This is a genomic window from Acinetobacter sp. SFD, assembly GCF_001647575.1.
In the GTDB taxonomy this organism is placed as follows: domain Bacteria; phylum Pseudomonadota; class Gammaproteobacteria; order Pseudomonadales; family Moraxellaceae; genus Acinetobacter; species Acinetobacter pecorum.
Genome location: NZ_LSZJ01000001.1, coordinates 22,357 through 48,380, shown reverse-complemented (window position 1 = coordinate 48,380; position 26,024 = coordinate 22,357). Strand labels below are relative to the sequence as shown.

The window sequence follows — 26,024 nt, the reverse complement described above, 5'->3', positions numbered from 1 at the left end:
GGTGATTCCTCATGTCTCGTGTGGCTAAAGCCCCAGTAACTGTACCTAACGGTGTAACAGTTACTCAGAACGGCCGGCAGGTCGAAGTGAAAGGCACTAAAGGTACATTGTCTTTCAACCTGCATGCGCTGGTCGAGCTTAAACAGGAAGACGGTACATTAGCTATTGCTCCAGTAGAAGAGTCGAAAGACGCTTGGATGCAAGCTGGTACTGCTCGCGCTGTGCTTAACAACCTTGTAAAAGGTGTGAGCGAAGGTTTCGAACGTAAGTTACAGCTTATCGGTGTTGGTTATAAAGCTGCGGTTAAAGGTGACGTTGTTCATCTTAACCTTGGTTTCTCTCACCCGATCGATTATGCACTTCCTGCAGGTGTAACTGCTGAAACTCCAACTGCAACTGAAATCATTCTTAAATCTGCTGATAAAGCAGCTTTAGGACAGGTTGCTGCAGATATCCGTGGTTACCGTCCACCAGAGCCATATAAAGGCAAAGGTGTTCGTTATTCTGACGAAGTTGTACTTCGTAAAGAAGCTAAGAAGAAATAAGGCGCGAGGTTCTTATGAACGAAAAGAAACAATCCCGTTTGCGTCGTGCGAAAAGCACACGCTTGCACATCCGTGCATTGGGTGCGACTCGTTTGTGTGTAAACCGCACTCCGCGTCACATCTATGCTCAAGTTATCTCTGCAGATGGTGGCAAAGTATTAGCGCAAGCTTCTACTTTAGACGCTACTCTACGTGCGGGTACAACTGGTAACGTTGAAGCAGCTCAAAAAGTAGGTGCTTTAATCGCAGAACGCGCTAAAGCAGCTGGTGTTACTAAAGTTGCATTTGACCGTTCTGGTTTTAAATATCATGGTCGTATCAAAGCCTTGGCTGATGCTGCTCGTGAAAACGGCTTGGAGTTCTAATCATGGCTAAAGTTGAACAAAACGAAGGTCTTGTTGAAAAGCTGGTTGCCGTTGATCGTGTAGCCAAAGTTGTTAAGGGTGGTCGTATCTTCTCTTTCACAGCATTAACTGTTGTGGGTGATGGTAATGGTCGCGTAGGTTTTGGTCGTGGTAAAGCACGTGAAGTTCCAGCTGCTATCTCTAAAGCACTTGAAGCTGCTCGTCGCAATATGATTACTGTTGACCTTGTTGATGGTACGTTACAGCATCCAATTCATGCACGTCACGGCGCTAGTCGCGTATTCATGCAGCCTGCCTCTGAAGGTACAGGTGTAATTGCTGGTGGCGCTATGCGTGCAGTTCTAGAAGCTGTAGGCGTACGTAACGTGTTGACTAAATGCCGTGGTTCTACTAACGCTGCTAACGTAGTAAACGCAACTTTCAATGGTTTGCGTGATATGACTACTCCTGAAAAGGTTGCTGCGAAACGTGGTCTTTCAGTAGAACAAATTCAAGGGTAATCAATCATGAAAACGATTAAAGTTACCCAGACTAAATCTGCATCGCACCGCTTGAAAAATCACAAGCTTAGCCTGCAAGGTTTAGGTCTGCGTCGTATTGGTCATACTGTAGAAGTGTTAGACACACCTTCTAACCGTGGTATGATCAACCAAGTCTACTATATGGTTAGTGTAGAGGAATAAGCCATGACTCTGCGTTTAAATACAATTGCACCTGCAGAAGGTGCTAAACGTGACAACCTTCGTCTAGGCCGTGGTATCGGTTCTGGCGTTGGTAAGACCGGTGGCCGTGGTGTCAAGGGTCAAAACTCACGTAAGAGCGGTGGTACTCGTCCAGGTTTCGAAGGCGGTCAAACAGCACTTTATCGTCGTTTGCCTAAATTCGGCTTCACTAGCCAATTGGCTTTGAAAACTGCTGAAGTACGTTTATCTGAGCTTGCTAAAGTTGAAGGCGACATCGTGTCTCTAGAAACTTTAAAAGCTGCGAACGTTGTACGTAAAGACATGACTCGTGCTCGTATCGTACTTTCTGGTGAAATTACTCGTGCATTCACTATTCAAGGTGTTGCATTGACTAAAGGCGCTAAAGCTGCTGTTGAAGCTGCTGGCGGCAAAGTCGAGGAGTAATCCCCAGTGTCTATGACTCCTAGTTCTTCAGGTCATGTCAACATGATGAAAGGCCAACCATTTCATGTGAAATACCGTGAAATTATTCGTCGAATGATGTTTCTCATTGGTGCGTTGTTGGTGTTTCGACTAGGAGCGCATATTCCAGTACCAGGCATCAATAATGCTGCGTTGGAAAACTTGTTTAATGCAAACTCAGGTACGATCCTGGGTTTGTTTAACATGTTTTCTGGAGGGGCATTAGAACGAATGTCGATTCTTGCTTTGGGGATCATGCCTTACATTTCTGCATCGATTATTGTGCAGCTGATGTCAACGGTGGTTCCTTCGCTGGAAGCTTTAAAGAAAGAAGGCGAGCAAGGCAAACGTAAAATTAATCAATACACACGACAAGGCACCTTATTCTTGGCGCTGGTACAGGCAATAGGTATGTGTGCGGGCCTCATCAGTCAGGGAATTACCCTGAATACTGGTTTGGCTTTTTATGTTCCTGCAGTAACCTCACTGGTTGCCGGGACCATGTTCTTGATGTGGTTAGGTGAGCAGATTACCGAACGTGGGGTGGGAAATGGTATTTCCATGATCATCTTTGCGGGTATTGTTGCCGGATTGCCTAATCTGATTATGCAATCATTGTCATCTGTAGATAATGGCCAGACCAGCCTAATCGGCTTGGTAATTTTTGGTTTACTGTCTTTAGGTGTCTTGGCAGCGATCGTATTTATCGAGAAAGCGCAACGTCGCATTCCGGTGAACTATGCTCAAAAACAACAGGGTCGTCGTGTATTTACTGCACAGCAGACACATTTGCCATTAAAAATTAATATGGCGGGTGTGATTCCGGCAATTTTTGCCAGTTCATTGCTTTTGTTCCCTGCGAGCTTAGGTCAATGGGTGGGCAGTGCAGATCCAAATGCTGGATTTATTAAACGTAGCCTGCAAGATTTGGCATTGGTGTTGTCGCCTGGTCAGCCGTTGTATTTGGTGCTCTTTGGTGCGTTAATTATCTTTTTCTGTTACTTCTATACAGCACTGGTATTTAGTCCTAAAGAAGTGTCAGAGAACTTGAAACGCAGCGGAGCTTACGTGCCTGGTATACGTCCAGGTGAGCAAACTGCTCGTTACTTAGATCATATTCTCAATCGTTTGACGTTTATTGGCGCGATTTATATCACCGTCATTTGTTTGATGCCGATGATATTGCAAAGTTCATTTGGTATTCCATTCTATTTGGGTGGTACTTCTTTGCTGATTGTTGTGGTAGTGGTGATGGACTTTATGGCTCAGCTGCAATCACATCTCACTTTGCACCAGTACGATAATCAAACGTTAATGAGAAAAACGACTGCTCATCCTAAGGGATAAGCGCACTTGAGGTTTCATCATGAAAGTACAAGCTTCTGTTAAAAAAATTTGTGGTAGCTGTAAAGTTATCCGTCGTAATGGGGTTATCCGCGTAATTTGTAGCGCAGAACCTCGTCATAAGCAGCGTCAAGGTTAATCTGATTAAGACCTGTTGATTTCTGTAGGCGAATTAGGTTATTATCCGCCCCTCAAGATTTTTGTGGGGCGGTTGATTATCTACTGCCTTTTTGGAGAAAATTGAATGGCTCGTATTGCCGGTGTAAACATTCCGGATAACAAGCATGCTGTTATCTCTCTAACGTATATCTTTGGTATTGGCCGCCATACTTCAAAAGCTATCTTAGCTGCTGCTGGTATTGCTCCAACTACTAAGATCCGTGAATTAGATGACGCTCAGCTTGATGCGATTCGTGCAGAAGTTGCTAAGGTTCCGACCGAAGGTGATTTACGTCGCGAAATTTCCATGAACATTAAACGTTTAATGGATTTAGGCTGCTACCGCGGTCTTCGTCATCGTCGCAGCTTGCCTGTCCGCGGTCAACGCACCAAAACTAACGCACGTACCCGTAAAGGTCCGCGCAAACCTATTAAGAAATAAGATTTCTGGAAGCTAAAAGATGGCTAAAGATACTCGCGCACGCAAGAAGGTCACTCGTACCGTCTCTGAAGGTGTCGCACACATTCACGCTTCTTTTAATAACACCATTGTGACTATTACCGATCGTCAAGGTAATGCACTGGCTTGGGCCACTTCAGGTGGACAAGGCTTCCGTGGATCACGTAAATCAACTCCGTTTGCTGCTCAGGTAGCTGCTGAAGTTGCTGGTAAAGCTGCTTTAGATTACGGTTTGAAAAACTTGGACGTCCTTGTAAAAGGTCCTGGTCCTGGTCGTGAATCTGCGGTTCGTGCTTTAGGTGCAGTGGGTTATAAAATTAATAGCATTACCGATGTGACTCCAATTCCTCACAACGGTTGCCGTCCACCTAAAAAACGTCGCGTGTAAGGAGAAACATTCATGGCTCGTTATATTGGTCCAAAATGCAAACTCTCTCGTCGCGAAGGGACAGACCTGCAACTTAAATCAGGCGTTAAACCGTTTGATGTTAAGACTAAAAAACATGCGAAAGCTCCTGGCCAGCACGGCGGGGCTCGTGGTGGTAAACAATCTGAGTACTCACTACAATTACGCGAAAAACAAAAAGTACGTCGCATGTACGGTGTTTTAGAGCGTCAATTTAGTAACTACTATAAAGAAGCTGCTCGTGTTAAAGGCGCAACTGGTGAAAACCTGTTGAAGCTACTTGAAAGCCGTCTTGATAACGTCGTTTATCGTATGGGTTTCGGTTCTACTCGTGCAGAAGCTCGTCAGTTAGTATCTCACCGTAGCATCACTTTGAATGGCCGTCGTGTTAACATTGCGTCTATCCAAGTTAAAGCGGGTGATGTGATCGCAGTTCACGAAGGCGCTAAACAACAATTACGTATTAAAAACGCAATTGAATTGGCGACTCAACGTGGCTTGCCTTCTTGGATGGAAATTGACCATTCTAAATTAGAAGGTACGTTCAAATCTGCACCGGATCGTTCTGATTTACCTGCTGAAATCAACGAAAGCTTGATTGTAGAATTGTATTCTAAATAATCCTTGAGGAAGCAATATGACGCGTACTGCAAATGAGTTTCTAACTCCGCAAGCGATCAAGGTCGAAGCGGCAAGCGGGACCTCGGCAAAAGTTATTCTAGAACCATTAGAGCGTGGCTTTGGTCATACTCTTGGTAATGCTTTACGTCGCATTCTTCTTTCTTCTCTACCTGGCGCAGCTGTGGTAGAAGTTGAGATTGAAGGGGTCGAGCACGAGTACAGTACTTTGGAAGGCTTGCAGCAGGACATCGTCGAGCTCTTGCTGAACCTAAAAGGATTGTCGATTAAGCTGTTCGATCAAAATGAAGCTTATTTAACATTAGAGAAACAAGGTGCAGGCGACGTAACTGCGGCTGACCTTCGTTTACCTCATAATGTTGAAGTGGTTAACCCTGAACATTTGATCGGTACTTTAAGTGCCTCAGGCTCATTAAAAATGCGCCTGAAAGTGGCTCAAGGCCGTGGCTACGAAACTTCTGATTCACGCTTCCCAGAAGGCGAAACTCGCCCAGTGGGTCGCTTGCAGTTAGATGCTTCTTACAGCCCAATCAAACGTGTTTCATATACCGTGGAAAACGCGCGTGTGGAACAACGTACTGACCTTGATAAACTGATCATTGATCTTGAAACCAATGGTACTGTTGATCCTGAAGAAGCAATCCGCAAAGCGGCAACAATCTTGCAACAACAAATTGCAATCTTTGTTGACCTTCAGAAAGATCAAGCACCTGTGGCTCAAGAACCTCGTGAAGAAGTTGACCCAATCTTGCTTCGCCCAGTAGATGATCTAGAGCTAACTGTTCGTTCTGCTAACTGTTTGAAAGCAGAAAACATTTACTACATTGGTGATCTTGTACAGCGTACCGAAGTTGAGTTGCTTAAAACTCCTAACTTGGGTAAAAAATCGCTTACTGAGATCAAAGATGTTCTGGCTTCTAAAGGCTTACAACTCGGCATGCGTTTAGAGAACTGGCCACCGGCTAGTCTCCGTATGGACGATCGTTTCGCCTATCGTAGCCGTTAATTAAGTAGGACTATCACCATGCGTCATCGTAATAGTGGTGTGAAATTAGGCCGTACAAGCAGTCATCGTAAAGCGATGTTCCAAAATATGGCTAACTCTTTGTTCGAGCACGAGTTGATCAAAACAACTGTGCCTAAAGCAAAAGAGTTACGTCGTGTAGCTGAGCCTTTAATCACTTTAGCTAAAAACGATACAGTAGCAAACCGTCGTTTGGCGTTTGCTCGTACTCGTTCAGCAGCAACTGTTGGTAAATTATTTACCGTTCTTGGCCCTCGTTACAAAGAGCGTAACGGCGGTTATCTACGTGTTCTTAAAGCGGGCTTCCGTGCAGGTGATGCTGCACCGATGGCTTACGTTGAGCTAGTAGATCGCGAAGTTAACTAATTTCGTGAAGAATAACGTAAGTTGTTCAAAAAGGTCGGTTGAATAAACCGGCCTTTTTTAATGCCTGAAAACTTTATTTGAATAAATCTGAATTTGGTTTACCTATACATCCTGCATAATTGATTTGGCCTCAAAAGATAAAAAAATAGTGGCTTTTTAATCAACTTGACATTGTGTATTGTCAGTTTTGTGATTTAATTAAAACCGATAGCATCGCTTAGGTAAAAGAACAATATGGAAAAGCAGGTAGATATTTTAATTGTGGGTGCGGGGATCTCGGGGATTGGTCTAGCAGTGCATCTTTCTAAACATTGTCCACAACGCTCTTTTGATATTATTGAACGTCGTGAGAGTATTGGCGGAACTTGGGATCTGTTTAAATATCCGGGTATCCGTTCCGATTCTGACATGTCAACTTTTGGTTTTAATTTCAAGCCATGGCAGAAGGAAAGTGTGCTTGCCGATGGAGCGTCCATCAAAGGCTATCTCTCTGAAGTGGTAGAAGAGTTTAAACTTCAGCCAAAAATCCATTTCCAGCATCGGGTGCTGAGTGCCAATTATGATTCTGCCACCTGCAAATGGTCAGTAGAGATTTTGGATGCGCAGGGCAAGAAGCAGATCTGGATCGCTAACTTCGTACTAGGTTGTACCGGTTATTATAATTATGACCAAGGTTTCCAGCCGGAGTTTCCAAATCAGCAGGCATTCAAGGGGGAATTCATTCATCCGCAGCACTGGCCGGAAAATTTAAACTATAAGGGCAAAAAAGTGGTCATCATTGGCAGTGGTGCCACTGCGATTACTTTGGTGCCTGCCATGGCTAAAGGTGGAGCAGGTCATGTGACCATGTTGCAGCGTTCACCGACTTATATTGCCTCTGTGCCTTCTGTCGATTTTATATATTCAAAAATGCGTAAATATCTGCCTGAAGATCTGGCTTATAAGCTGACGCGGGCGCGTAACATTGGTATGCAGCGTGGAATTTATGCCCTGGCACAAAAGCAACCCAAATTGTTAAAAACGCTGTTGCTTAAATCAGTAAAATTTCAACTGAAAGGTAAAGTGGACATGAAACACTTTACCCCGAATTATGAGCCTTGGGATCAGCGTCTGTGTGTAGTGCCAGATGGTGACCTGTTTAAAATCTTACGTGAAGGGCAGGCATCAGTTACAACCGATCAGATAGAAACTTTTACCGAAACCGGGATTCAGCTGAAATCGGGTCAACATCTGGATGCTGATATTATTGTCTCTGCCACTGGCCTGAACATACAAATTCTTGGCGGGATTCAGGCGACGATGGATGGTCAGCCTGTCGATACCTCGCAGCATATGCTGTATAGAGGCGTTATGGTGAGTGACCTTCCGAATATGGCGCTGATTATTGGCTATATTAATGCTTCCTGGACGCTTAAAGTGGACATTGCAGCAGAATATATTTGCCGTTTGCTTAACCATATGGACCAACAACATTTTGATGAAGTCATTGCAACAGGCGATGCCACAGAACTGATGGATGATACTGTGATGGGCAGTCTGACATCGGGATATATTGCCCGTGCAGCAAATGTGATGCCAAAGCAGGGTAAACATGCTCCGTGGAAAGTCAGCAATAATTATCTCGCCGACCGTAAGGAACTGAAACAGGCTTCGTTTGAAGATGGCGTGCTGAAATTCAGGAAAAAGAGCAATGCACTTAATCATAAGCCGCGTCTAGTTTCTTGAATTTGAATTTTTAGCGTACAGAAAAAGGAGTCCTGAGTGACTCCTTTTTAATTCGTCGGTTTTACAGTGAGCGCGCGATGAGTTCTTTCATGATTTCATTGGTACCCGCATAAATCCGGTTGGCACGGTTATCGATATAAGCCCGGGCAATTGGATATTCCAGCATATAACCATAGCCGCCATGCAGTTGCAGACATTCATCTACGACTTTGCTGTACATTTCTGAAATCTTGTATTTGGCCGCAGCAGCGGCATCCACACCCAGTTCCTGCTTGAGTTGCAGCTGCATACAGCGATCCAGATAAGCGCGGCAGACATCGATCTCGGTACGCAGTTCTGCCAGTTTAAAACGGGTATTTTGGAAATGGCTGATGCTCTTGCCGAATGCCTGACGTTCCTTGGTATATTTTACTGTGTGGGCAAAAGCCGCTTCAGCACCTGCCTGACAGATAATCGCCACAATCAGGCGTTCCCAAGCCAGTTCCTTCATCAGCATCATAAAGCCCATGCCTTCCAGACCAAGCAGGTTTTCTTTAGGAACCCGAACATTGTCAAAAAACAGTTCGCAGGTATCCTGGCCTTTCATACCGATTTTATTTAAGGGCTTGCCTTTACTAAATCCCGGCCGGTCGGCTTCGACCATCATCAAGGAGAGATTGGCCGAGCCTTTGTCACTATTACCTGTTTTACAGACCACAATGGCCATATCGCAAAGATAGCCATTGGTAATAAAGATCTTGGAACCATTAATGACATAGTCTTCGCCATCCAGTACTGCCGAGGTGCGCACTGCTTGCAGGTCAGAGCCCGTGCCTGGTTCGGTCATCGCAATAGCGGTGACGACTTCCCCGGAAGCCATTTGGGGTAGCCATTGCTGTTTTTGAGCTTCATTGCCAAAGTTCAGCAGATAATTGGCGACGATATCCGAATGCAGGGAAAACCCGGTGGCTGAGTCTCCGGCATAGGCCTGTTCTTCAATCAAGATCATGCTATACAGCCGATCTACACCAGAGCCGCCATATTCTTCAGGCATGGTCGCACAGAGCAGACCAAGCTCACCAGCTTTATTCCATAACTCTCGATCTACATGTTGCTGGTCTTCAAAACGCTCGGTATGTGGAATAACTTCCTTTTCATAAAACTTGCGTACCGTTTCGCGAAAAGCTTCATGCTCGGCAGTAAAAAGTTGGCGGGGCAGCATGGGAGTAAGCGGGCGAATGGCTGCAGATTGCATCTTGTTATTCCTTATTTTGATCGGTTTACTTTAACTTAGGTCAAGCCGGGAACAGCGGCAATGAGCGGAATGTTCAAATCAGCTAAATCTGCTGATGCTTTTGGTCATTTCTATGAAATCCCTCGAAATTCAGTTGACGCTTCAGGTAAACTATTCGGGTTTATAACGAATTGGGGAAATTCGATGACTGATGACATTAGCTTGGAAGAGCGCAAAGTGATTTACCGTGCGCGTCGTGGTTTAAAAGAACTGGATGTCTATTTTGATCCCTACGTCAAAAATTACTATCTGAATGCTGAACCTTTTGAAAAGCAGATGTTTGCAGAGCTGGTGGAGCAGGAAGACCCGGATTTGCTGGACTGGTTTATGGAAGTATCCGAGCCACCGCGTCCTGAACTGAAAGATTTTATCAAGAAGCTTAAATTTTACGTTCATGGATAATCGCTGCTTCAAGCTGAAACGCAGTCTGTGTGCATTGGCGTTTCAGCTTTTTATTTTTGCACTGTTAATGTATTTGCTCTATCAGTTACTACCGTTTGCACTCTGGTTGCTGTGTGCACTCACAGGACTGCTGGTGTACCATCTGTTTTACCGCAAGACGCCACAAATTGAACAGTTTGAATATCTGGATGGCCGTGAATGGTCATTGACCGCTAAAGCAATGCCAACCCATCGGGTATCTATTAGTCATGTCATTGATCATCAGGCATATATTGTGGTGTATTTCCAGCATGCCAAGGCTCGGCCTTTATTGATCTGGTGTGATCAATTGTCACTCAAGCAATGGAAAGCTTTAAAAGTATTGACTAAATTAATTTAATTGTAAGACAAATGTTTTTTAATTTTTTTATTAAAAGTTAAAATAAACAAATACTTAGCCTATTGTAGTCTTTTTGTTGTCAGACAAAAATCAAGGTTAATTCATGACTTAGATGAATTGTCTGACAATTTATCCCCTGTGTTTTATTTTTAGCCTGTACATTGAGTCTACCAACAGCAAATACGGGAGACCCTGATGGAATTTCCAGTGTGGATGTTTCTGATTGCAGCGATTGTTTTGGCCCTGGTAATTGGACGAATCGGGACGGTGCTGAAGGATAAATTTTCATCTTAATCAAGCAGGGTTTAAACCACTTCTCTGTTTGTACAGTTAATAAGTAGCATGTGCTGAACCGTCGCAATGCTACTTTTTTTTGCCCAAAATTTGGTATTCTCCTAAATACAGTCAATTGCAGCGTGGTCATTTAATGGCAAAGTGTCTGGTCTAAATTAGAGTAAATACTCTTTTATTCACAAAATGCTTCTGATATCTTTAGCAGAAAGATGGACATAATCACAATTATAGAGGACAGGAAAATGTCAGGCGTCCGTAAAATATGCCAAGGTATGGCGACTATTGCAATAACAACTACAGTTTTGACGGGATGTTCTCAGGTTATTAAAACTGGTGCCAATGTGGCACTGGGTTTCACCGAAAATCATATCGTCCCACCGATTTTAGCGATGGATGATGCTGAAATGGTGTGCAATTCAGGAAATTCTTTAACGCCGGCCATTATGGCAACCAAAGAAATGGGAGCAGATCCAACCCGGGTGGCTGTACTGATGTATTCAGCTGCCGGTATTTGTGCTGAACAAAAAGCACTTGAAGCCGAGTTGCGCTATTTACGTGCTTCAAAAACCAATCAGGTAGCAGAAGCCCAGGATGCCCGGATCGAGCAGAAGCGCTGGGCGGCACTGGCAGCACAGCGTCAGTATACCGGTTATCAGCTGTTTCAAAGCCGTTATGAAAAGAAATATCAAAAAGCCTTGGGTGAAGAATGCCCGCGCATGAACAGTGACATCGAGCAAACCGTTTATCTGCTGGGCATGCTCAGTGGCTTGCAGGCCATGACCAATGATATTAACTCGGGTGGTGCAGTGCATGTACCGAAAGATATTGCTGCCGTGGTCGAGCGAGGCATGGTTTGTCTGGATAACGCGAAATTCTGGGGTGCACCGAATGCCACTCGTGCGGTGATCTGGACCTTGTTGCCAGGCGCCGGGGACGGTAAACCTGACCCTTACCAAACCTTAAAACAATCTACACAAATTGGTGAGCAAAAAGGTGTACGTTTATCTCATGCCTTGTATGCCGTAGCCGCACAGGCTAGTGGTGATGATGCCAAAGTCCGCGATGCCCTTAAAACTTTTGCTCAGGCCCGTACTGAAGACAAGCCAGTCAATCCACAATTCAAGCTGATTGACAGTATGGCTGCAATTATGGTCAGCGGTATATCTGATCGCTATTGGACAGAAAATACCGGTGTACGCAGTGGCGATGATGGCATGCAACGTTTCTGGGATGAGTCAGACAGCTCTTCCGAACTCGATGAGCTGTTCAGCGCGGATTTGTAAGCAGCACCATATAAGCTTCAGGAGTGAAGTCAAAACTAGAGAAGCAAGGAGGGCAATAGGCCGATGCTAGAGCAACATTTTCGACAAAAAATTATTTTTCTAGCGGCTTTTGTCTCTCTTTGTGCTTGTCTGCAAATTTTCAAGGACGATTTCATTTATTGGCGAGAGAGTCTGCTTGGTGAATTCTGGCGACTCTGGACGGCACACTGGGTTCATGTAGGTTGGACCCATTATTTCCTTAATATTCTTGCGTTTATCTGTCTTCCTTTTATTTTTCCACGCGTTAATATCTGGCATTTTTCCGCCATTTTACTGATCTTGTCACCTTTGATCAGTCTGAGTTTTTATTTTTTCTTGCCGAATATTGAAGCATATGCAGGGTTGTCAGGCGTATTGCATGGCGCGTATGTCGCCGTAGCCTGTGTGCATTTGCAGTATAAGCGGGAACGTGGATTTGCGGCGCTGGTGCTGTTTCTCATCTTGGCCAAACTGGTCTGGGAAAATACCATTGGTAATTCCGGAACAGCCCAACTCATTGGTAGTCCAGTGCTGGTAGAAGCACATTTACTGGGGGTGATCTGGGGGGTGATTCTGGCAGTCATTTATATTGTGACCAATTATTTTAGGGATAGCTAAAGTGTAGGAATAGACAGCTACTTGGCAGAAAAAACTAAAAGAAAATATAAATTGTCATTTTTATTATGCCGGTTTTCATGCAGATTCAAAACATAGAATAAATATCCTGACTTTTGAAAAGGAATTTTCGGGAGCAGAAGGCAAGATCAGCGATCTGGATCAAGCGACAGGCCGCTAAAACAATAATAGGAAAACATATGCAAAATGATGATCAAAACAGATCAGGATTAGGTCTGTTGCGTTATATATGGACAGAGTGGATCTCGACCTTTGTCGTGCTGGTTTTACTTTTGCTCACTTTGATTATCGGCACCGGGGAAATGATTCACGGCCAGTTGCTGCGTATGGGCGAGCGTATTTACGGCGATCCGGCAACCGGAATGCAATATTCATTTTTACGTGCTGAACCGACACGCCCACAATGTGAACGTAATATCAATGTCGATCAGCGTGTTCAGCAACAGATGAAAGCCGATGCGGCCGATGAATATGCCGATTTCTTTGGCGTGCGCTCGGAAGCGGATGTCCGTGCTGCGGTATTACAGGCACAGCAGGTCTGTGAAGAATCTTACCTGTTTTATGACAAAGCCATTCAGCATGTAGAAGCCCATCCAAGTATTCGGGCTTATCGGACATTTGAAACCTCTTTCTTTGGCATATTCAAGTTTGGTACTGAAAACCGGGCTTTGCTTCTGGTCATCATGGTGGTTTTCGCTGCAATCAGTGCCACCCTAAAAACCCATCATATTGGCCTACGCAGTCCAAGTACCCGAATGGACTTTAAAGTCTATTCGGTGGCCATGCTGGTTGCTAATGCTTTTCTGGCATTCTCATCTTATAGCCAATACCAGTCTGTGTTGAATTCGGGCGTGGCGATGGGCGAAATGAAATACATCTACTGGCTGTGGATGATTCTGTTTAGCACACTCACTCTAATTAGCCTTTATCAGGTCATCAAACCACCGAAACCGACACGTGAGGGTGGTAATTTTGGTCTGGCCTTTCTGAGTGTGCCGCTGTATGCCTATATGGCCATTACTACCGGGATAAACTTTACGTTCTTTATGGACTATCCAATGGGACAGGGGATTTACCTCGGTCAATTGGTAGAATTTTCTAGTATCTTCCTGAATCTGGCTTTGTTTATCTGGGCCGGTATGTTGTTGAAACAGACTCGTGTCGTGGACATGTTCCTGAATATTCTGCGTCCTTGGAATCTGGCACCTGAAACCCTGACCTGGTTAATCCTGCTGGCCGCTGCATTACCAACCGCCTATACCGGAGCATCAGGGATTTTCGTCATTGCCGCAGGTGCGATTATTTATAAGGAAGTCTGGAATGCGGGTGGACGCCGTCAGTTTGCACTGGCGGCCACAGCCATGTCCGGTTCACTGGGCGTAGTCTTACGCCCGTGTTTGCTGATCGTCGTCGTGGCTTCACTGAATAAAGAAGTCACCACCGATTTGCTGTATCACTACGGGATTTATGTCTTCCTGCTCAGTTCGACTTTATTCCTGGTAATTTCCCTGTTCTTTGCAGAAAATAAATTCCGGATTGCTGCACCTACTGTAGCTGCGCCTCAATCCGGGCGTGCCTTCGTTGCAGTTATTCCTTATATCGTGATTTTCATTCTGATCTGGCTATTCTATAAATATGCCTTGTCGACTGATCTGAATGAATTTACTGCACCTGTGATGATGCCTGTAATTCTGCTGATGATTGTCCTGTTCGACAAGCTGCGCCACGAACCTGCGCCACTACCGGCAGTGGGGCATTGGGATGACACCTTGACCGCGACTTTAAACTCCAGATCGGCTCCTGAGCTGGCAACAGCCGGTGCCGTGACCAATGCAGAATATCGTGAAGCTGAACATAGCCAACAAGCAGGCAAAGAACTGGTGGTTGATCATGGTGTGCGGCGTTCAAAAGCGACTGAAATTTTGCGTCATGTCGGTTTCTGGAAATCTATGCATATTTCTACCAGTGAAACTGTAGGACATATTGGTGCGCTGGTGATCCTGATGGCACTTTCAGTGAGTGTTGGTGGCTTGCTGGAACGTATGGAAATTATGGAAGCCTTTCCGACTGATATCAGCAGTACCATTCTGGTGATATCACTGATTGTCGGCTTGATGATTTTTGTCGGGATGATCATGGATCCATTCGGAGCGGTCATTCTGATCTCTGCAACGGTTGCTCCAGTGGCTTATCAATACGGCATTCATCCGGTTCATTTCTGGATGATTACCCTGATTGGTTTCGAGCTGGGTTATGTGACGCCGCCAGTGGCACTGAATCATTTACTGGCCAGGCAGTCGATTGGCGATGCCGAAGTGGCTGAAGCCGATGCAGAAGTACGACACTTGTCTTTCTATTACCGTTATGAACGCTGGATTTTGCCGGTGATTGTGTTGCTGCCTGCGATGCTGATCATTGCTTATGTACCTTATATCTTTAAGTTGTTCGGCTGGTATCAATAAGAAAAAAGCAATAAAAAAGCACCTACGGGTGCTTTTTTATTTATTTGATTTAAATTCTTTAATCAAACTTTGGATGAATTCAGGCGCTTTTGCAGGATCGGACTACACAGTAGAATCGCACAGAAAATCAGACCTAGCCCGATCAGACTATATAGGTCCGGAACTTCATGCCAGAACAGAAAGCCCCACATGCCAGCAAAGAAAATTGCCACATAGTTGACTGGTCCAATCTGTCCTGCCGGAGCCAGTTTATAAGCATTGGACATGAAGAGCTGACTGAAATTGGCCAAAAGGCCGGCAGCGACAAGAAAGCTGAGTTCTTTCAGGGTATAAGGTCGCCACAGCCAGAACATCGGAATCACGGAAATCAATGTGCCAATAAAACAGAAATAAAACACGATTTTTTCTGGTGACTCGGTTTTGGTCAGTGCCCGAACCGTGACAAACGCCATCGCGGCCAGAAAGCTGGCACCCAAACCAATGGCTGACATCAGGTTGAATAAACCAGAATCCGGTTTGGCGACACAGAGTACCCCGATAAAACCAATCAGAGCTGCGGCTAACATGCTTGTTGTGATTTTTTCCTTGAGAAATAGCCAGGCAATCAGTGGAATAAAAATCGGGGAAGAGTAGGTGAAGACCATGGCATTGGAGAGTTTTAAGTGCGCGATGGCATAAAAAAAGCCGTACATGGCAGTCAGACCGACCACTGCACGCCAGGTGTGCATCCACAGTTTTTCAGTCTTAAAAAAATCAATTCCCTTGTTAAAAATGAAAGGCAAGAAAATAAACAGCCCGACAAAGTTTCGAAAGAAAACCACGGTGGCATTATCAACCGTTGCCGAGGCATAACGGATGCACACGCCCATGACTGAAAACAGGAAGGCAGAGCAGGTCAGTAACAGAGCGGCTTTGAGCAGATGCGGAGTGGCTGGGGCGGACATGCAAACAACTGAGCTAGAAGATCTGACGATATTCTAGCTGAAAAACCCCAACCTATTCTGATTATTGTGCCAGTTGTGCTTCGAGTAACTTGATTTGTTCTTCTTTAAGTTTAATCAGCTCATCAGCAGTATTATGCTGTTGCTTCAGGCTTTTTTCCTGTTCATCAAGCTGCAGCTGAATATCTTCCAGTCGGGCAATTTCCTCTTTGGCCAAGGTGGCATTGCTGGTAACTTCTTCTGTCATAATAGAGGCATCTACTAGAACATTGTCAGAACTAAGCGCATCTGTTACTTCTGTCTTGGTAGGCTTATCAGAATTTTCAGAAATGGTCTGCGGTGCCGGTGCATTGATCAGGTCACCCTGATGTGTTGGCAACGTTTCATTTTGTGTGAGAAAGAATTGTATAATTATCCAAACAGCAATAATCACAACAATTAATCCGCTCACTATTCCCCATAAAAGTTTAGGATTTTGTCGATGATCTGGAGTCATTTAGGTTCCCGAAATTATTTTTTTGGCTGACGGGGTTTAAACTGAATCACACCAATTTCATCTGGAACTTCAGGTGACTCAGGTTCATCGATATGAGTAGGACGATTTTCTTCATACCCACATTCGATACATTCAATCCATTCAGCTTCACCATTGGTCAGCATGACGATCCGATCCAATGCCTGACATTTAGGACATTTTGCGCCTGCAATGAAACGGCGTTTGAGAGTCATCATGCTTACCCTGTGATTAACTTAAAAACGTAGTTTAAGCGTTTTTAGAGCCGTTCGTCCAACCTTGATGACGCAGTAATGCATCTATTTTTGGCTCGCGTCCACGGAAATTGATAAATGCGTCAAGTGCTGTATCTTTTCCGCCAACTGCTAGAATTTTTTGTCTAAACTGCTTTCCAGTTTCAGTATTAAAAATCCCTTCTTCTTCAAAGCAGTCGAAGGCATCACTGGCCAAAACTTCAGCCCATTTATAGGAATAATATCCCGCTGCATAACCGCCGGCGAAAATATGACTGAAGCTGTTTTGGAAACGGTTATAGTCAGTGGTCGGCAAAACTGCATACTTTTCGCGGATTTCATTCAAAGTATCCTGAACCTGCGCTGCATTTAAGGCTGGATTGGCACGGTGGATACTCAGGTCAAACAGGGCAAATTCAAGCTGACGCAGGGTTTGCATGCCAGACTGGAAAAAACGTGCATCGAGTAGGGCTTTGAGCAATTCAGCCGGTAGGGATTCTTGGGTGTCGATGTGTTCACTGAGCACATCCAGACTTTCCTGATCCCAGGCCCAGAACTCCATAAACTGGCTTGGCAGCTCAACCGCATCCCAGGCTACGCCATGGGTACCAGCTACCGCAATATTGTCTACCTCTGTCAGCATATGATGCAGGCCATGACCAAATTCATGGAACAGGGTAATCACTTCATCATGGCTCAGTAGTGCAGGACGACTACCGACAGGAGGAGTGAAGTTACCGACCATATAGCAAATCGGCTTTTGCAGGCCGTCACTGGTCTGCATACGGGAACGGAAGCCACTCATCCAGGCACCGCCACGTTTGCCCTGGCGTGCATACAGATCGAGATAGAAGCCGCCAATCACCTGACCTTGATCTTCCAGTTCAAAATAATGTGCATCCGGATGCCAAACCGGTGCATCACGTTCAATTACCTGTATCCCATACAGGCGATTGACAATACTGAACAGGCCTTGCAGGATTTTTGGCGCAGGGAAATAAGGTTTAAGTGCTTCCTGTGACAGGTTAAATTGCTGCATTTTCAGCTTTTCAGAATAATAGCTGCTGTCCCAGGGTTGCAGGTCACTAATGCCATCTTCAGCAGCAATTGCTTTCAGTTCAGCAATTTCTTTCTCTGCCGGTACACGGGCATGTTCTGCCAGATCACGCAGGAATTCATCTACCGCCTCTACACTCGGTGCCATTTTGCTGGCTAAGGACAATTCCGCATAATTATTAAAACCAAGCAGCTTCGCCATTTCCAGACGTAAACTGAGAATTTCTTCGATCAAGGCAGTATTGTCAAACTCGGTCTGCCCAGACTGATCTGATGCTCGCGTCACATACGCCTTATAGAGCTCTTCACGCAGAGGACGATTTTCTGCATGGGTCATGATTGCCAGATAGGATGGAAAATCCAGGGTAGCCACCGGTTGATCCAGTTCATGCTGCTTGCCATACTGTTTGAGCAGTTCAATATTGTTTGCCGATAAGCCCGCTAGTTCATCTTCATTTAATGGTCTGAAGTAGGCTTGAGTGGCATCCAATACATGATTCGAAAAATCTGAAGACAATTGGGACAGGCGCGCAGAAATTTCCGCAAAGCGCTTTTTCGCTTCTCCTTCCAATGCCACACCAGACAGTTTGAAATCACGTAAGGCCAGTTTGATGGCACTTTGCTGTGCGGCCGGGAGTTCATTAAAGATGGGTGCATCATGAATATGCTGATAAGTCTGATACAGCGCTGTATGTTGACCGAGTTGCGTATAGTATTCGCTTAGACCGGGTAATAAGGCCTGATAGACATCACGTGTTTCCGCATTGTTTTTCACGGCGTTGAGATGTGAAAGAATGCCCCAAGCCTCACTCATATTATTTTCGAGTGTGTCGACATGTTCCAAAATGGCAAGCTGTTCCTGAGCTGATTCAGGTGTTTCGGTAAGTTCATTCAGGAATTTTTGACCTTCAGCAATACAGCTTTCAATCTTTTGTTTAAGTTCTTCTAGGGTAATCTGATCAAATTGCGGAACAGGCAAAGTTGCCTTTTCTAAAATCATGTCGTTTCTGCCAAATTAATTTTCAGTATTAAATTTAGATGTAGGGCTTCTAGTGAGAGAAATCAAGGCAGTTAAAGTTTTTTCTCTAGCTTTGTATTTAATATTTTGAAGTTATTCAATAAATTCACTATCAGATGAGGGTAAGCCTTCTAGTTCATTTATATCGATGATGGAAATATTGGTGATTTTAGTTTTCCATAGGTTTAAAGGGTGTTGATACCAGTAGGTGACTCTCATGGTGATAGGATTATTATTTAAAGCCTCTTTAAGGCCTCAGTCATAAGCAAAGCCATTAAAGAAATGTTCAGAGTAAAAGTAGTGATGGTATCCATTTTTATAATTTTCATTTCGTAATATTTTGATTATAAATAAAAAAGAGCGCCGTAGCGCTCTTTTTAAACTGTCACAGATTATTCAGTCTTGGCTTTTGCATTGGACTTTTTCTTTTTAACCTTGGCCTTTTTCTTTACTTTACCTTTATCCTTTGCTTCAGACTTTCCTGCAGATGATTTAGCAGGCTTGTTGCTGTAAGAGCTGGGTTTTCCTTTGCCTTTTTTGCGTCGTCTGGGTTGTTCTCCATCAGCGTTCAGGTTGGATTTAGACTCACGCTCATTGCTGCCAAACACTTCTTCTGTCGCAGTAGGACGTGGTAGAGGTTTTTTCTCGCTTACTCGCGGTGCACGGGCACGGACTGCACGGCCGGCATGACTGAGCTGTTGGATCAGTTCGAAATCAATCTTGCGCTCTTCTAGATTTACACCGGCAACCTTGATCTTGACTTCATCCCCTAATCCGAAGATCTGACCGCGGTTCTGGCCGACCAGATTCTGACTGCTTTGGTCATAGACAAAGAAGTCATCACCCAACTGGCTGACATGTACCATACCATCGACATAAAGGTCTTTTAGCGTGACAAACAGGCCGAATTCTGCCGTCGCACTGACAATGCCCACAAACTCTTCACCCAGATGCTGCTGCATATAGTGACATTTGAGCCAGGTGGTTACAGAGCGGGAAGCTTCATCAGCACGGCGTTCTGTTGCAGAGAAATGTTCACCGGCAGCCTCTAAAGCCCCACCTGAAAGTGGAGATGGCTTGTGATTTAAATGTGCCTTGATGGCACGATGCAATAGCAGATCCGGATAACGGCGAATTGGCGAGGTGAAATGTGTATAAGCTTCATATGCCAGACCGTAATGGCCTGCATTGTTGGCACCATAATAAGCCTGCATCATGGAACGCAGTAACACGGAATGAATACTTGGTGCATCGATCCGGTCTTTAGTCGCCTCAATCACGGCCTGATAATCGGCTTGCGTTGGCTGTTCCGGGAATTGCAGACCCAACAGCTTGACGAAATCACGGACTTTCTGGATACGCGAAAACTCAGGTGGCTCATGCACGCGGTACAACATTGGCATTTCATTTTTTAATGCATATTCTGCGGCTGCCACGTTGGCCAGCAACATACATTCTTCAATCAGCTTATGTGCATCATTACGGGTGCGTGGAAGAATTTCTTTAATTCCACCCATTTCGTCGAAGGTCATGTAAGTTTCTACAGTTTCAAATTCCATGGCATGCCGTTCAGAACGTAAGCCTTTGAGAACCTGATAAAGCTGGAACAGGGTATTGATCGACTTGCGAACTTCACGGTCTTCGGTAATGGCCTGGCTGTCGCCTTCCAGATACTGTGCGACCTGATCATAGGTCAAACGTGCCTTGGAGTGCATTACTGACGGATAGAACTCAAAACCGGTCACACGGCCAGCACGTGACAGTTTTAAATCACAGACCATACATAAACGGTCAACGTTCGGATTTAAAGAACACAAGCCATTGGATAGAGCTTCAGGTAACATCGGTAAAACGAAGTGCGGGAAGTAGACAGATGTACCGCGTTCCTGGGCTTCATCATCCAGCGGCTTGCCAGGACGTACATAATGGCTGACATCGGCAATCGCCACGACTACACGATAACCACCACCTGGACGTTTTTCGGCATAAACGGCATCATCAAAGTCACGCGCATCTTCACCATCAATGGTCACTAGTGCCAAATCTCGAAGATCCACACGGCCTTCGCGATCTTTCTCTGTCGGTTCCTTGAAGCTTTCAGCTTCTTTAACGACTTCTTCAGGAAATTCATAAGGCAGGCCATATTCCAGAATGGTTTGTGGAATGATGATCTCGGTATCGGCCTTGTCTGCCATGGACTGCACAATATGGCCGGTTGCAAATTCTTCTTTGGTCGGGTAGCGATCAATCGCAACGCGAATAGAATCACCGACTTTGACCTTGGCATGTTCAATCAGCTCTTTTTCCAGGGTAATCGGCTGATGTGCATTTGGAGCAGCCGGCTGAACAAAGTATTCACCTTCATACTCTGATACTTTACCAATGATCTCTTTGACACGATGCTGCAAAACTTCGGTAATAAAGCCCCAAGACTTACCTTTACGATCCACTGAAGTCTGACGTACTTTAACCCGGTCACCATTAAAGACCTGACGCAGTTCACGCTCAGGGAGCAGCAAATCATCTTCACCTGAAATATTGGCGGTACCGCTTCCCTTTGAGTTGATATAGACCGTTGCTTCATGCTCAGGCTGTTCTGCCGCAATCTGGAACTTATAACCGTCTTTCATCAGTTGGCCGTCACGTACCATCGCAATCAGACGATGGCTCAGGGCATCAATACTTTTTTGATCAGCAATTTCAAAATGTTCGACCAGGTCTGCATGGGACTGGGCATTGTTCTTTTCGATAGTTTCTAAAATCAGCGTGCGGCTAGGGATAGGGTTGTCATAACGTTCGGCTTCAGCTTTTGCTTCAGGATCGACCCAGTTTTTCATCATGTCTTTAAATTTATCTTAGGAGATTGGTTTAGCATAAAACATGTATGCGCAGACTGCACGTAAATGATTGCAATAATCCATTTAAGTTTTCAATTTTCTGTTAATTTTCGATAACTGGAAATTTATGCAGTTTTTTCGCTATCAAAATGCACGAAAAATCGAGGAATTGCTTAAAAAGTATTTAAACGAGCAAAAATATGCACTTTTTTTTGATGCTGCGCTTGCAGTGCCATGCCGAAATTTGTATTATGGCCGCACGTTACGGTGAGATGGGTGAGTGGCTGAAACCACGTCCCTGCTAAGGACGCATACGGGTAACTGTATCGAGGGTTCGAATCCCTCTCTCACCGCCACGCTTACTTACATCGCGCGCTCATAGCTCAGCTGGATAGAGCACTTGGCTACGAACTAAGGGGTCGGGAGTTCGAATCTCTCTGAGCGCACCAAGTAAGTTAAGCAGAAAAATGTATCGCCAACCTAGGCACACAAGTTACGCGCTCATAGCTCAGCTGGATAGAGCACTTGGCTACGAACTAAGGGGTCGGGAGTTCGAATCTCTCTGAGCGCACCAACTTGAACAATCAACCGCACATGTTGCGGTTTTTTTGTGCCTAAAATTTACAGAAACACCAGACATCACGTGCTAAAAATAAGTCTCAGGCGATTTAATAAAAATAAAGGCAGTCGTGATGAGAAAAATCATTGTCCAGGAATTTTTGACCCTAGATGGCGTGATGCAGGGGCCCGGAGGCCCGAAAGAAGATCTATCTGGTGGTTTTCAATATGGTGGCTGGGTGGCGCCGTATTTTAATGCGGAACCTGATCCGGCATTTGATGCCATCATGCAAAACTGGATGCAGCCCTCCGATATTCTTTTAGGAAAAAATACTTTTCAGATTTTTGAATCTTACTGGCCCACACATGCTGAAGACTGGCCGGGAATTAATGATGTCAATAAATATGTTCTTTCTACCAGTCTGGAGCACTCGGACTGGAAAAATACCCTTTTTCTAAAAAGCATTGATGAGATAATCAATCTTAAAGCATCAGGAGAGGGAGACATTCGTGTATATGGTAGTGCTGCAGTGGTACAGGCGCTTTTCAAATATGAGCTTGTGGACGAACTTCGTCTGCTGACTTTTCCAATTATACTGGGTGTTGGCAAACGCCTGTTTAATCATGAATCAATACCCGCCGCTTTTCAGTTGATAGACCACTTGGCTAGCTCAAATGGTGTTGTGTTTGCGTATTATCAAAGGGCAGGCGCAGTAAAGACCGGAACAATAGGCGAGTGATAAAGCGTACAAGGATGATGGTTATCTGATATTTGAATTCTATTCTGGTTGGATACCTGGTTGAGAATACTGAGAGCTGACCTATTGTGTGCTGCTGAAATTTTTTGGAAATCCAGCTTTCTGGTCGAATTAATTAAGTGCTTTTAGCTCTAAATTTGCAGAAGTTTTCGGCAGAAAGTTGTGAATATTGCTGCATCGTTTAATTACTGTACGTTCGGTTGAGATTTTATTAAAAAACACTTAACAAGACTGAAAAAACTCGTATAATGCACCCCATCAAGACGTCGCGCTCATAGCTCAGCTGGATAGAGCACTTGGCTACGAACTAAGGGGTCGGGAGTTCGAATCTCTCTGAGCGCACCAATCTTGATAAAAATTCTGAAAAAACCGCACAGTGATGCGGTTTTTTTGTGCTTGGAATGCGTGAATTTTTCATATAAAAAACCAATAACTCTCTGCCTCCTTCTTATCTTAATTTCTGCTGCACTTTCAGTGCATAAACGGTATTGCCACCCACTGCAGGTAAAACATCATGATAGGGCATACTGCGCATGGCTCTTAATAAGAACGGTGCCTGATCGTGAATCTTCATACTGCTGGTAATTTGAAATAAGGTACCTTGTGACTGCGGTAATAAGCGCATGCCACCTTTCACAAACTTCAAGTCGCCGCCATTGGCATTGAACTGGTTTTGCAGGGAATCAGGCTGGTAAAAACGCATCTTGAAGTTAAATGGAATCTGAATCACTCCTAAACCGACCGACACCTTATAGTTGGCATCTATATTCTGAGGATTGACCGGCTTAAGTTCGACCTTCTTGATCTGCCGGGGAAAAAGCTGCTGGGTTGCTTCAGCTGCTAACCACGGCCGCAATTTTTCGACCGGATGCGCAAAATATTGATAGGTGCTACTAAATCTTAAATTTTCTGAGACTTTTCCTTCTTTGACCAGATAGTTCGGCAAAATGAAACTGACCGGTTGCCCAGACTTCTGGCTGATCTGGGCAATTTTTTGTAGCTGTTGAGGGTTGAATCTCAGTTGCGGAATCGGAGTTGCTAGTGCTGCTGTATGCTCGGTTTTAAAGCGTTGTTGTAGTGCTTCCAGCAGAAATGCATTGGTACTCGGCGGAATGCCGAGTTTGGCTTCAGGCAGCGCATTCAGGATTTTACTGAATAAAAAGCCTTTGGGCTGGTTCAGGTCGCCCCATTGGGTGACAGTCACCAGCGTTCTATGCGAACCCAGTGCAAACCATTCCAGTTTTCCTGCACCATAGGGAATTGGCGCATCGATAATTAAGGTGCTGATGCTGTTATCACCCAGATGATGCTGCATTACTACAGTTTCTTTAAAGTTTAACACCGGAATCGGGGTTGGGATATGAACCTGATATTTAACCTGCTGAATCGAACCCTGCTGCTCCAGCACTTTGGCTGACTTTAATGTCGGAAACAGACCCACATAATTCGGATAATGTTGCAGCAATTTTTCGACCTGAGCTTCAGCTACCGGCAATACCACAGCCGCACTATAAAACTGTGCCTTGCTGGGTGCATTGCTGTTTAAGGTCGGAAGCTGGGTTTTAGATGAGGGATGCGCATAAATCAGAATCCGCTCGCCGGTTAACTCTGCCAGCTGGTGAGCATTTCCCTGATAGGCACTCAGACTGCTCGGCAGTTCGGCATTCCAGGGAATAATCTTGGCCAGTGCTGTGGTAGAGGTTCCTAAAAGAACACTGATGACTATGCATTGCTTTAATCCGTTCATTCAGCAACCTGTTACATATTTTTTGTTTTAATTGCTATTTATTTAAAACCAAAAGCACGAAATTCCAAAGCAAAGTTATGTAATTGATGTGACAGGCCATAAGCGCTGTGTATATTTTGGTATAGTATTGGGCAAGATTTTATTTTTTGATGTGATGCTATGACTGAGTCAGCACCGACTTTATCGACCCGTTATTTTCTGACTTTAGAAGAATCTCAGGATGGTTTTGCCCTGGCAACGTTTGGTAAAAAACAGATTTCACGTTTTCTGACACCTCTGGTCAGTATCGGGATTATCATCTGGGGTTTTTCGATGGGCTTTGATGGCGTCGGACGTTATTACGTGGCTTTGGGAGCATTCTTCCTGATCCTGCAAGGCATCATGCGTTACTGGTTCCTGCCGATGATGTTTAAGCGCCAGTTTATTAAATATCAGTTTGGTAAAAGCGAACAGGGTATTGATCTGTATCAGGACTATGCGGAAATTTTTACCAATGATCGTAGCAAGCTGGTGCCATATAGCGAAGTGCAGAATTTTGCTGTCGGTAAACTCACTTATATGCTGGAATTAAAAAACCGTACCGTGGTTATTGTGCCGAAGCGTGCATTTAAGGATGGCACTGAACAGAGCATGTTTGAGCATACATTTAAAAAATAATTCAGATATCTACCAAAGGGAAGTTTTGATCATGAGCACACGTCCGTCCAAAATTGTTTGTGTGGGTCGCAGTTATGCCGATCATGCCAAGGAACTCGGTAATGCGATCCCTGATCGGCCGGTATTATTCATCAAACCACCGAGTGCCTTAACTTCGCTTGAAGCAGGCATTGAATGGAATCCTGAATGGGGTAACTGCCATTATGAATGCGAGTTGAGTTTGCGTATTGACCGGACCTTGAGCAAGGAAAATGATCCTGAAAAAGCCCTGCAGGCAGTAGGTGCTGTGACTTTGGGTCTGGACTTAACGTTGCGTGATTTACAAGATGATCATAAGAAAAAAGGTCAGCCTTGGGAACGTGCCAAAGCCTTTGATGGTTCCTGCCTGTTGTCGGACTGGGTACCTGTAGCGGATGTGGTTACTGACTGGAAAGATGTGCACTACACACTTGAAATTAATAATGAGCTGCGTCAAAAAGGCGATACCGCTTTACTGATTTTTGATATTGCGACTCTGCTGGCTGAGATTAGTCAGGTCTTTACTTTAGAAGAGGGTGATGTGGTAATGACCGGTACACCGGCAGGCGTTGCGGCATTACATTCCGGTGACCAGCTCAAAATGACTCTTAAAGGTAAGTCTCAGGATTATATCTGGACGACTTTTGTTAAATAATCCCGGTATTTTATATTGTTCAAGCTGTAGGGCTGCAAATGCAGTCCTTTTTATCGCCTCGTCATTCAGGCGGTGGCTGAGAATTGTGGTGGTTGGTGGGGAAGCCT

General features: G+C 44.8%; 28 protein-coding genes and 4 tRNA genes. 25 read left to right on the top strand and 7 right to left on the bottom strand.

The features are described from left to right. Positions 1-11: 11 nt before the first annotated feature. The 13 genes from rplF to AY605_RS00220 all read left to right on the top strand — a co-directional run bounded on the left by rplF (position 12) and on the right by AY605_RS00220 (position 8,178). The gene (rplF, locus tag AY605_RS00275) at positions 12-545 is read left to right on the top strand and encodes a 50S ribosomal protein L6 (RefSeq protein WP_064094519.1); all 534 of its coding nucleotides are present in this window, start codon (positions 12-14) and stop codon (positions 543-545) included. A gap of 14 nt (positions 546-559) precedes the next feature. Then, positions 560-910: a 50S ribosomal protein L18 gene (rplR, locus tag AY605_RS00270; protein WP_004281497.1), complete on the top strand. Its 351-nt coding sequence runs from the start codon at positions 560-562 to the stop codon at positions 908-910. Positions 911-912: 2 nt separating this feature from the next. Then, positions 913-1,410 carry a 30S ribosomal protein S5 gene (gene rpsE, locus AY605_RS00265; RefSeq protein ID WP_004281496.1) on the top strand — a complete coding sequence of 166 codons (498 nt, stop codon included), beginning with the start codon at positions 913-915 and terminating at the stop codon, positions 1,408-1,410. A gap of 6 nt (positions 1,411-1,416) precedes the next feature. Beyond that, positions 1,417-1,593, top strand: a complete 177-nt coding sequence (gene rpmD / locus AY605_RS00260) for a 50S ribosomal protein L30 (protein ID WP_004281495.1) — start codon at positions 1,417-1,419, stop codon at positions 1,591-1,593. 3 nt (positions 1,594-1,596) lie between these two features. Then, positions 1,597-2,037, top strand: a complete 441-nt coding sequence (rplO, locus tag AY605_RS00255) for a 50S ribosomal protein L15 (protein ID WP_064094518.1) — start codon at positions 1,597-1,599, stop codon at positions 2,035-2,037. Positions 2,038-2,082: 45 nt separating this feature from the next. Next, positions 2,083-3,402 (top strand): preprotein translocase subunit SecY, encoded by a 1,320-nt coding sequence (gene secY / locus AY605_RS00250; protein WP_171254898.1) that lies wholly within the window; start codon positions 2,083-2,085, stop codon positions 3,400-3,402. Between the two features lie 19 nt (positions 3,403-3,421). Continuing rightward, positions 3,422-3,538 carry a 50S ribosomal protein L36 gene (rpmJ, locus tag AY605_RS14745; RefSeq protein WP_000867907.1) on the top strand — a complete coding sequence of 39 codons (117 nt, stop codon included), beginning with the start codon at positions 3,422-3,424 and terminating at the stop codon, positions 3,536-3,538. A gap of 105 nt (positions 3,539-3,643) precedes the next feature. Beyond that, on the top strand, positions 3,644-4,000 hold the full coding sequence (rpsM, locus tag AY605_RS00245) for a 30S ribosomal protein S13 (protein ID WP_004281492.1): 357 nt from the start codon (positions 3,644-3,646) through the stop codon (positions 3,998-4,000). 19 nt (positions 4,001-4,019) lie between these two features. Beyond that, positions 4,020-4,406 carry a 30S ribosomal protein S11 gene (rpsK, locus tag AY605_RS00240; protein ID WP_004281491.1) on the top strand — a complete coding sequence of 129 codons (387 nt, stop codon included), beginning with the start codon at positions 4,020-4,022 and terminating at the stop codon, positions 4,404-4,406. A gap of 12 nt (positions 4,407-4,418) precedes the next feature. Further along, complete coding sequence (gene rpsD, locus AY605_RS00235; protein ID WP_064094516.1) at positions 4,419-5,045, top strand: 30S ribosomal protein S4; 627 nt, start codon at positions 4,419-4,421, stop codon at positions 5,043-5,045. A 16-nt stretch (positions 5,046-5,061) separates the two neighbouring features. Further along, positions 5,062-6,069, top strand: a complete 1,008-nt coding sequence (locus tag AY605_RS00230; protein ID WP_004281489.1) for a DNA-directed RNA polymerase subunit alpha — start codon at positions 5,062-5,064, stop codon at positions 6,067-6,069. A gap of 18 nt (positions 6,070-6,087) precedes the next feature. Beyond that, positions 6,088-6,453 (top strand): 50S ribosomal protein L17, encoded by a 366-nt coding sequence (rplQ, locus tag AY605_RS00225; RefSeq protein ID WP_004281488.1) that lies wholly within the window; start codon positions 6,088-6,090, stop codon positions 6,451-6,453. Between the two features lie 234 nt (positions 6,454-6,687). Then, positions 6,688-8,178 carry a flavin-containing monooxygenase gene (locus AY605_RS00220; protein WP_064094515.1) on the top strand — a complete coding sequence of 497 codons (1,491 nt, stop codon included), beginning with the start codon at positions 6,688-6,690 and terminating at the stop codon, positions 8,176-8,178. Positions 8,179-8,239: 61 nt separating this feature from the next. On the opposite strand, the gene AY605_RS00215 is transcribed toward AY605_RS00220, so the two are convergent. Continuing rightward, positions 8,240-9,412 carry an acyl-CoA dehydrogenase family protein gene (locus tag AY605_RS00215; protein ID WP_064094514.1) on the bottom strand — a complete coding sequence of 391 codons (1,173 nt, stop codon included), beginning with the start codon at positions 9,410-9,412 and terminating at the stop codon, positions 8,240-8,242. 183 nt (positions 9,413-9,595) lie between these two features. Here AY605_RS00215 and AY605_RS00210 point away from each other — a divergent pair, with 183 nt between their 5' ends. From AY605_RS00210 to AY605_RS00190, 5 genes are all read left to right on the top strand, one after another. Further along, the gene (locus tag AY605_RS00210; RefSeq protein ID WP_004645065.1) at positions 9,596-9,853 is read left to right on the top strand and encodes a succinate dehydrogenase assembly factor 2; all 258 of its coding nucleotides are present in this window, start codon (positions 9,596-9,598) and stop codon (positions 9,851-9,853) included. Next, the gene (locus AY605_RS00205) at positions 9,846-10,232 is read left to right on the top strand and encodes a hypothetical protein (RefSeq protein ID WP_064094513.1); all 387 of its coding nucleotides are present in this window, start codon (positions 9,846-9,848) and stop codon (positions 10,230-10,232) included. Before AY605_RS00210 ends, AY605_RS00205 begins: the two co-directional genes overlap by 8 nt. Positions 10,233-10,768: 536 nt before the next feature. Continuing rightward, complete coding sequence (locus AY605_RS00200) at positions 10,769-11,809, top strand: hypothetical protein (protein ID WP_064094512.1); 1,041 nt, start codon at positions 10,769-10,771, stop codon at positions 11,807-11,809. A gap of 63 nt (positions 11,810-11,872) precedes the next feature. Continuing rightward, positions 11,873-12,445 carry a rhombosortase gene (rrtA, locus tag AY605_RS00195; RefSeq protein ID WP_064094511.1) on the top strand — a complete coding sequence of 191 codons (573 nt, stop codon included), beginning with the start codon at positions 11,873-11,875 and terminating at the stop codon, positions 12,443-12,445. 197 nt (positions 12,446-12,642) lie between these two features. Then, positions 12,643-14,925, top strand: coding sequence for a TRAP transporter large permease subunit (locus AY605_RS00190; protein ID WP_064094510.1), 2,283 nt, complete (start codon positions 12,643-12,645; stop codon positions 14,923-14,925). A 62-nt stretch (positions 14,926-14,987) separates the two neighbouring features. On the opposite strand, the gene AY605_RS00185 is transcribed toward AY605_RS00190, so the two are convergent. The 5 genes from AY605_RS00185 to rnr form a co-directional block, all read right to left on the bottom strand. Beyond that, entirely contained in the window at positions 14,988-15,869 is an 882-nt protein-coding gene (locus AY605_RS00185) for a DMT family transporter (RefSeq protein WP_064094509.1), read from the bottom strand. Between the two features lie 61 nt (positions 15,870-15,930). After that, complete coding sequence (locus tag AY605_RS00180; RefSeq protein ID WP_064094508.1) at positions 15,931-16,362, bottom strand: hypothetical protein; 432 nt, start codon at positions 16,360-16,362, stop codon at positions 15,931-15,933. 14 nt (positions 16,363-16,376) lie between these two features. Next, positions 16,377-16,598 carry a YheV family putative zinc ribbon protein gene (locus AY605_RS00175; RefSeq protein ID WP_064094507.1) on the bottom strand — a complete coding sequence of 74 codons (222 nt, stop codon included), beginning with the start codon at positions 16,596-16,598 and terminating at the stop codon, positions 16,377-16,379. Between the two features lie 31 nt (positions 16,599-16,629). Further along, complete coding sequence (locus AY605_RS00170; RefSeq protein ID WP_064094506.1) at positions 16,630-18,669, bottom strand: M3 family metallopeptidase; 2,040 nt, start codon at positions 18,667-18,669, stop codon at positions 16,630-16,632. 410 nt (positions 18,670-19,079) lie between these two features. After that, complete coding sequence (rnr, locus tag AY605_RS00165) at positions 19,080-21,527, bottom strand: ribonuclease R (protein WP_064094505.1); 2,448 nt, start codon at positions 21,525-21,527, stop codon at positions 19,080-19,082. Between the two features lie 263 nt (positions 21,528-21,790). Between rnr and AY605_RS00160 the strand changes: the two genes are divergently transcribed. The 5 genes from AY605_RS00160 to AY605_RS00140 all read left to right on the top strand — a co-directional run bounded on the left by AY605_RS00160 (position 21,791) and on the right by AY605_RS00140 (position 23,185). Beyond that, a tRNA-Ser gene (locus tag AY605_RS00160) sits at positions 21,791-21,880 on the top strand. 16 nt (positions 21,881-21,896) lie between these two features. Next, positions 21,897-21,973, top strand: a tRNA-Arg gene (locus tag AY605_RS00155). A 48-nt stretch (positions 21,974-22,021) separates the two neighbouring features. Further along, positions 22,022-22,098, top strand: a tRNA-Arg gene (locus AY605_RS00150). A 118-nt stretch (positions 22,099-22,216) separates the two neighbouring features. Continuing rightward, a complete protein-coding gene (locus tag AY605_RS00145) occupies positions 22,217-22,822 on the top strand; it encodes a dihydrofolate reductase family protein (RefSeq protein WP_064094504.1) in 606 nt (201 codons plus the stop codon). A 286-nt stretch (positions 22,823-23,108) separates the two neighbouring features. Beyond that, a tRNA-Arg gene (locus tag AY605_RS00140) sits at positions 23,109-23,185 on the top strand. Positions 23,186-23,288: 103 nt separating this feature from the next. Here the strand turns inward: AY605_RS00140 and AY605_RS00135 are convergent. Continuing rightward, positions 23,289-24,587 (bottom strand): hypothetical protein, encoded by a 1,299-nt coding sequence (locus AY605_RS00135; protein WP_064094503.1) that lies wholly within the window; start codon positions 24,585-24,587, stop codon positions 23,289-23,291. Positions 24,588-24,746: 159 nt separating this feature from the next. Here AY605_RS00135 and AY605_RS00130 point away from each other — a divergent pair, with 159 nt between their 5' ends. Both AY605_RS00130 and AY605_RS00125 read left to right on the top strand, forming a co-directional pair. Beyond that, entirely contained in the window at positions 24,747-25,244 is a 498-nt protein-coding gene (locus AY605_RS00130; protein ID WP_064094502.1) for a YcxB family protein, read from the top strand. Positions 25,245-25,275: 31 nt separating this feature from the next. Continuing rightward, entirely contained in the window at positions 25,276-25,917 is a 642-nt protein-coding gene (locus tag AY605_RS00125; protein WP_064094501.1) for a fumarylacetoacetate hydrolase family protein, read from the top strand. Positions 25,918-26,024 lie beyond the last annotated feature (107 nt).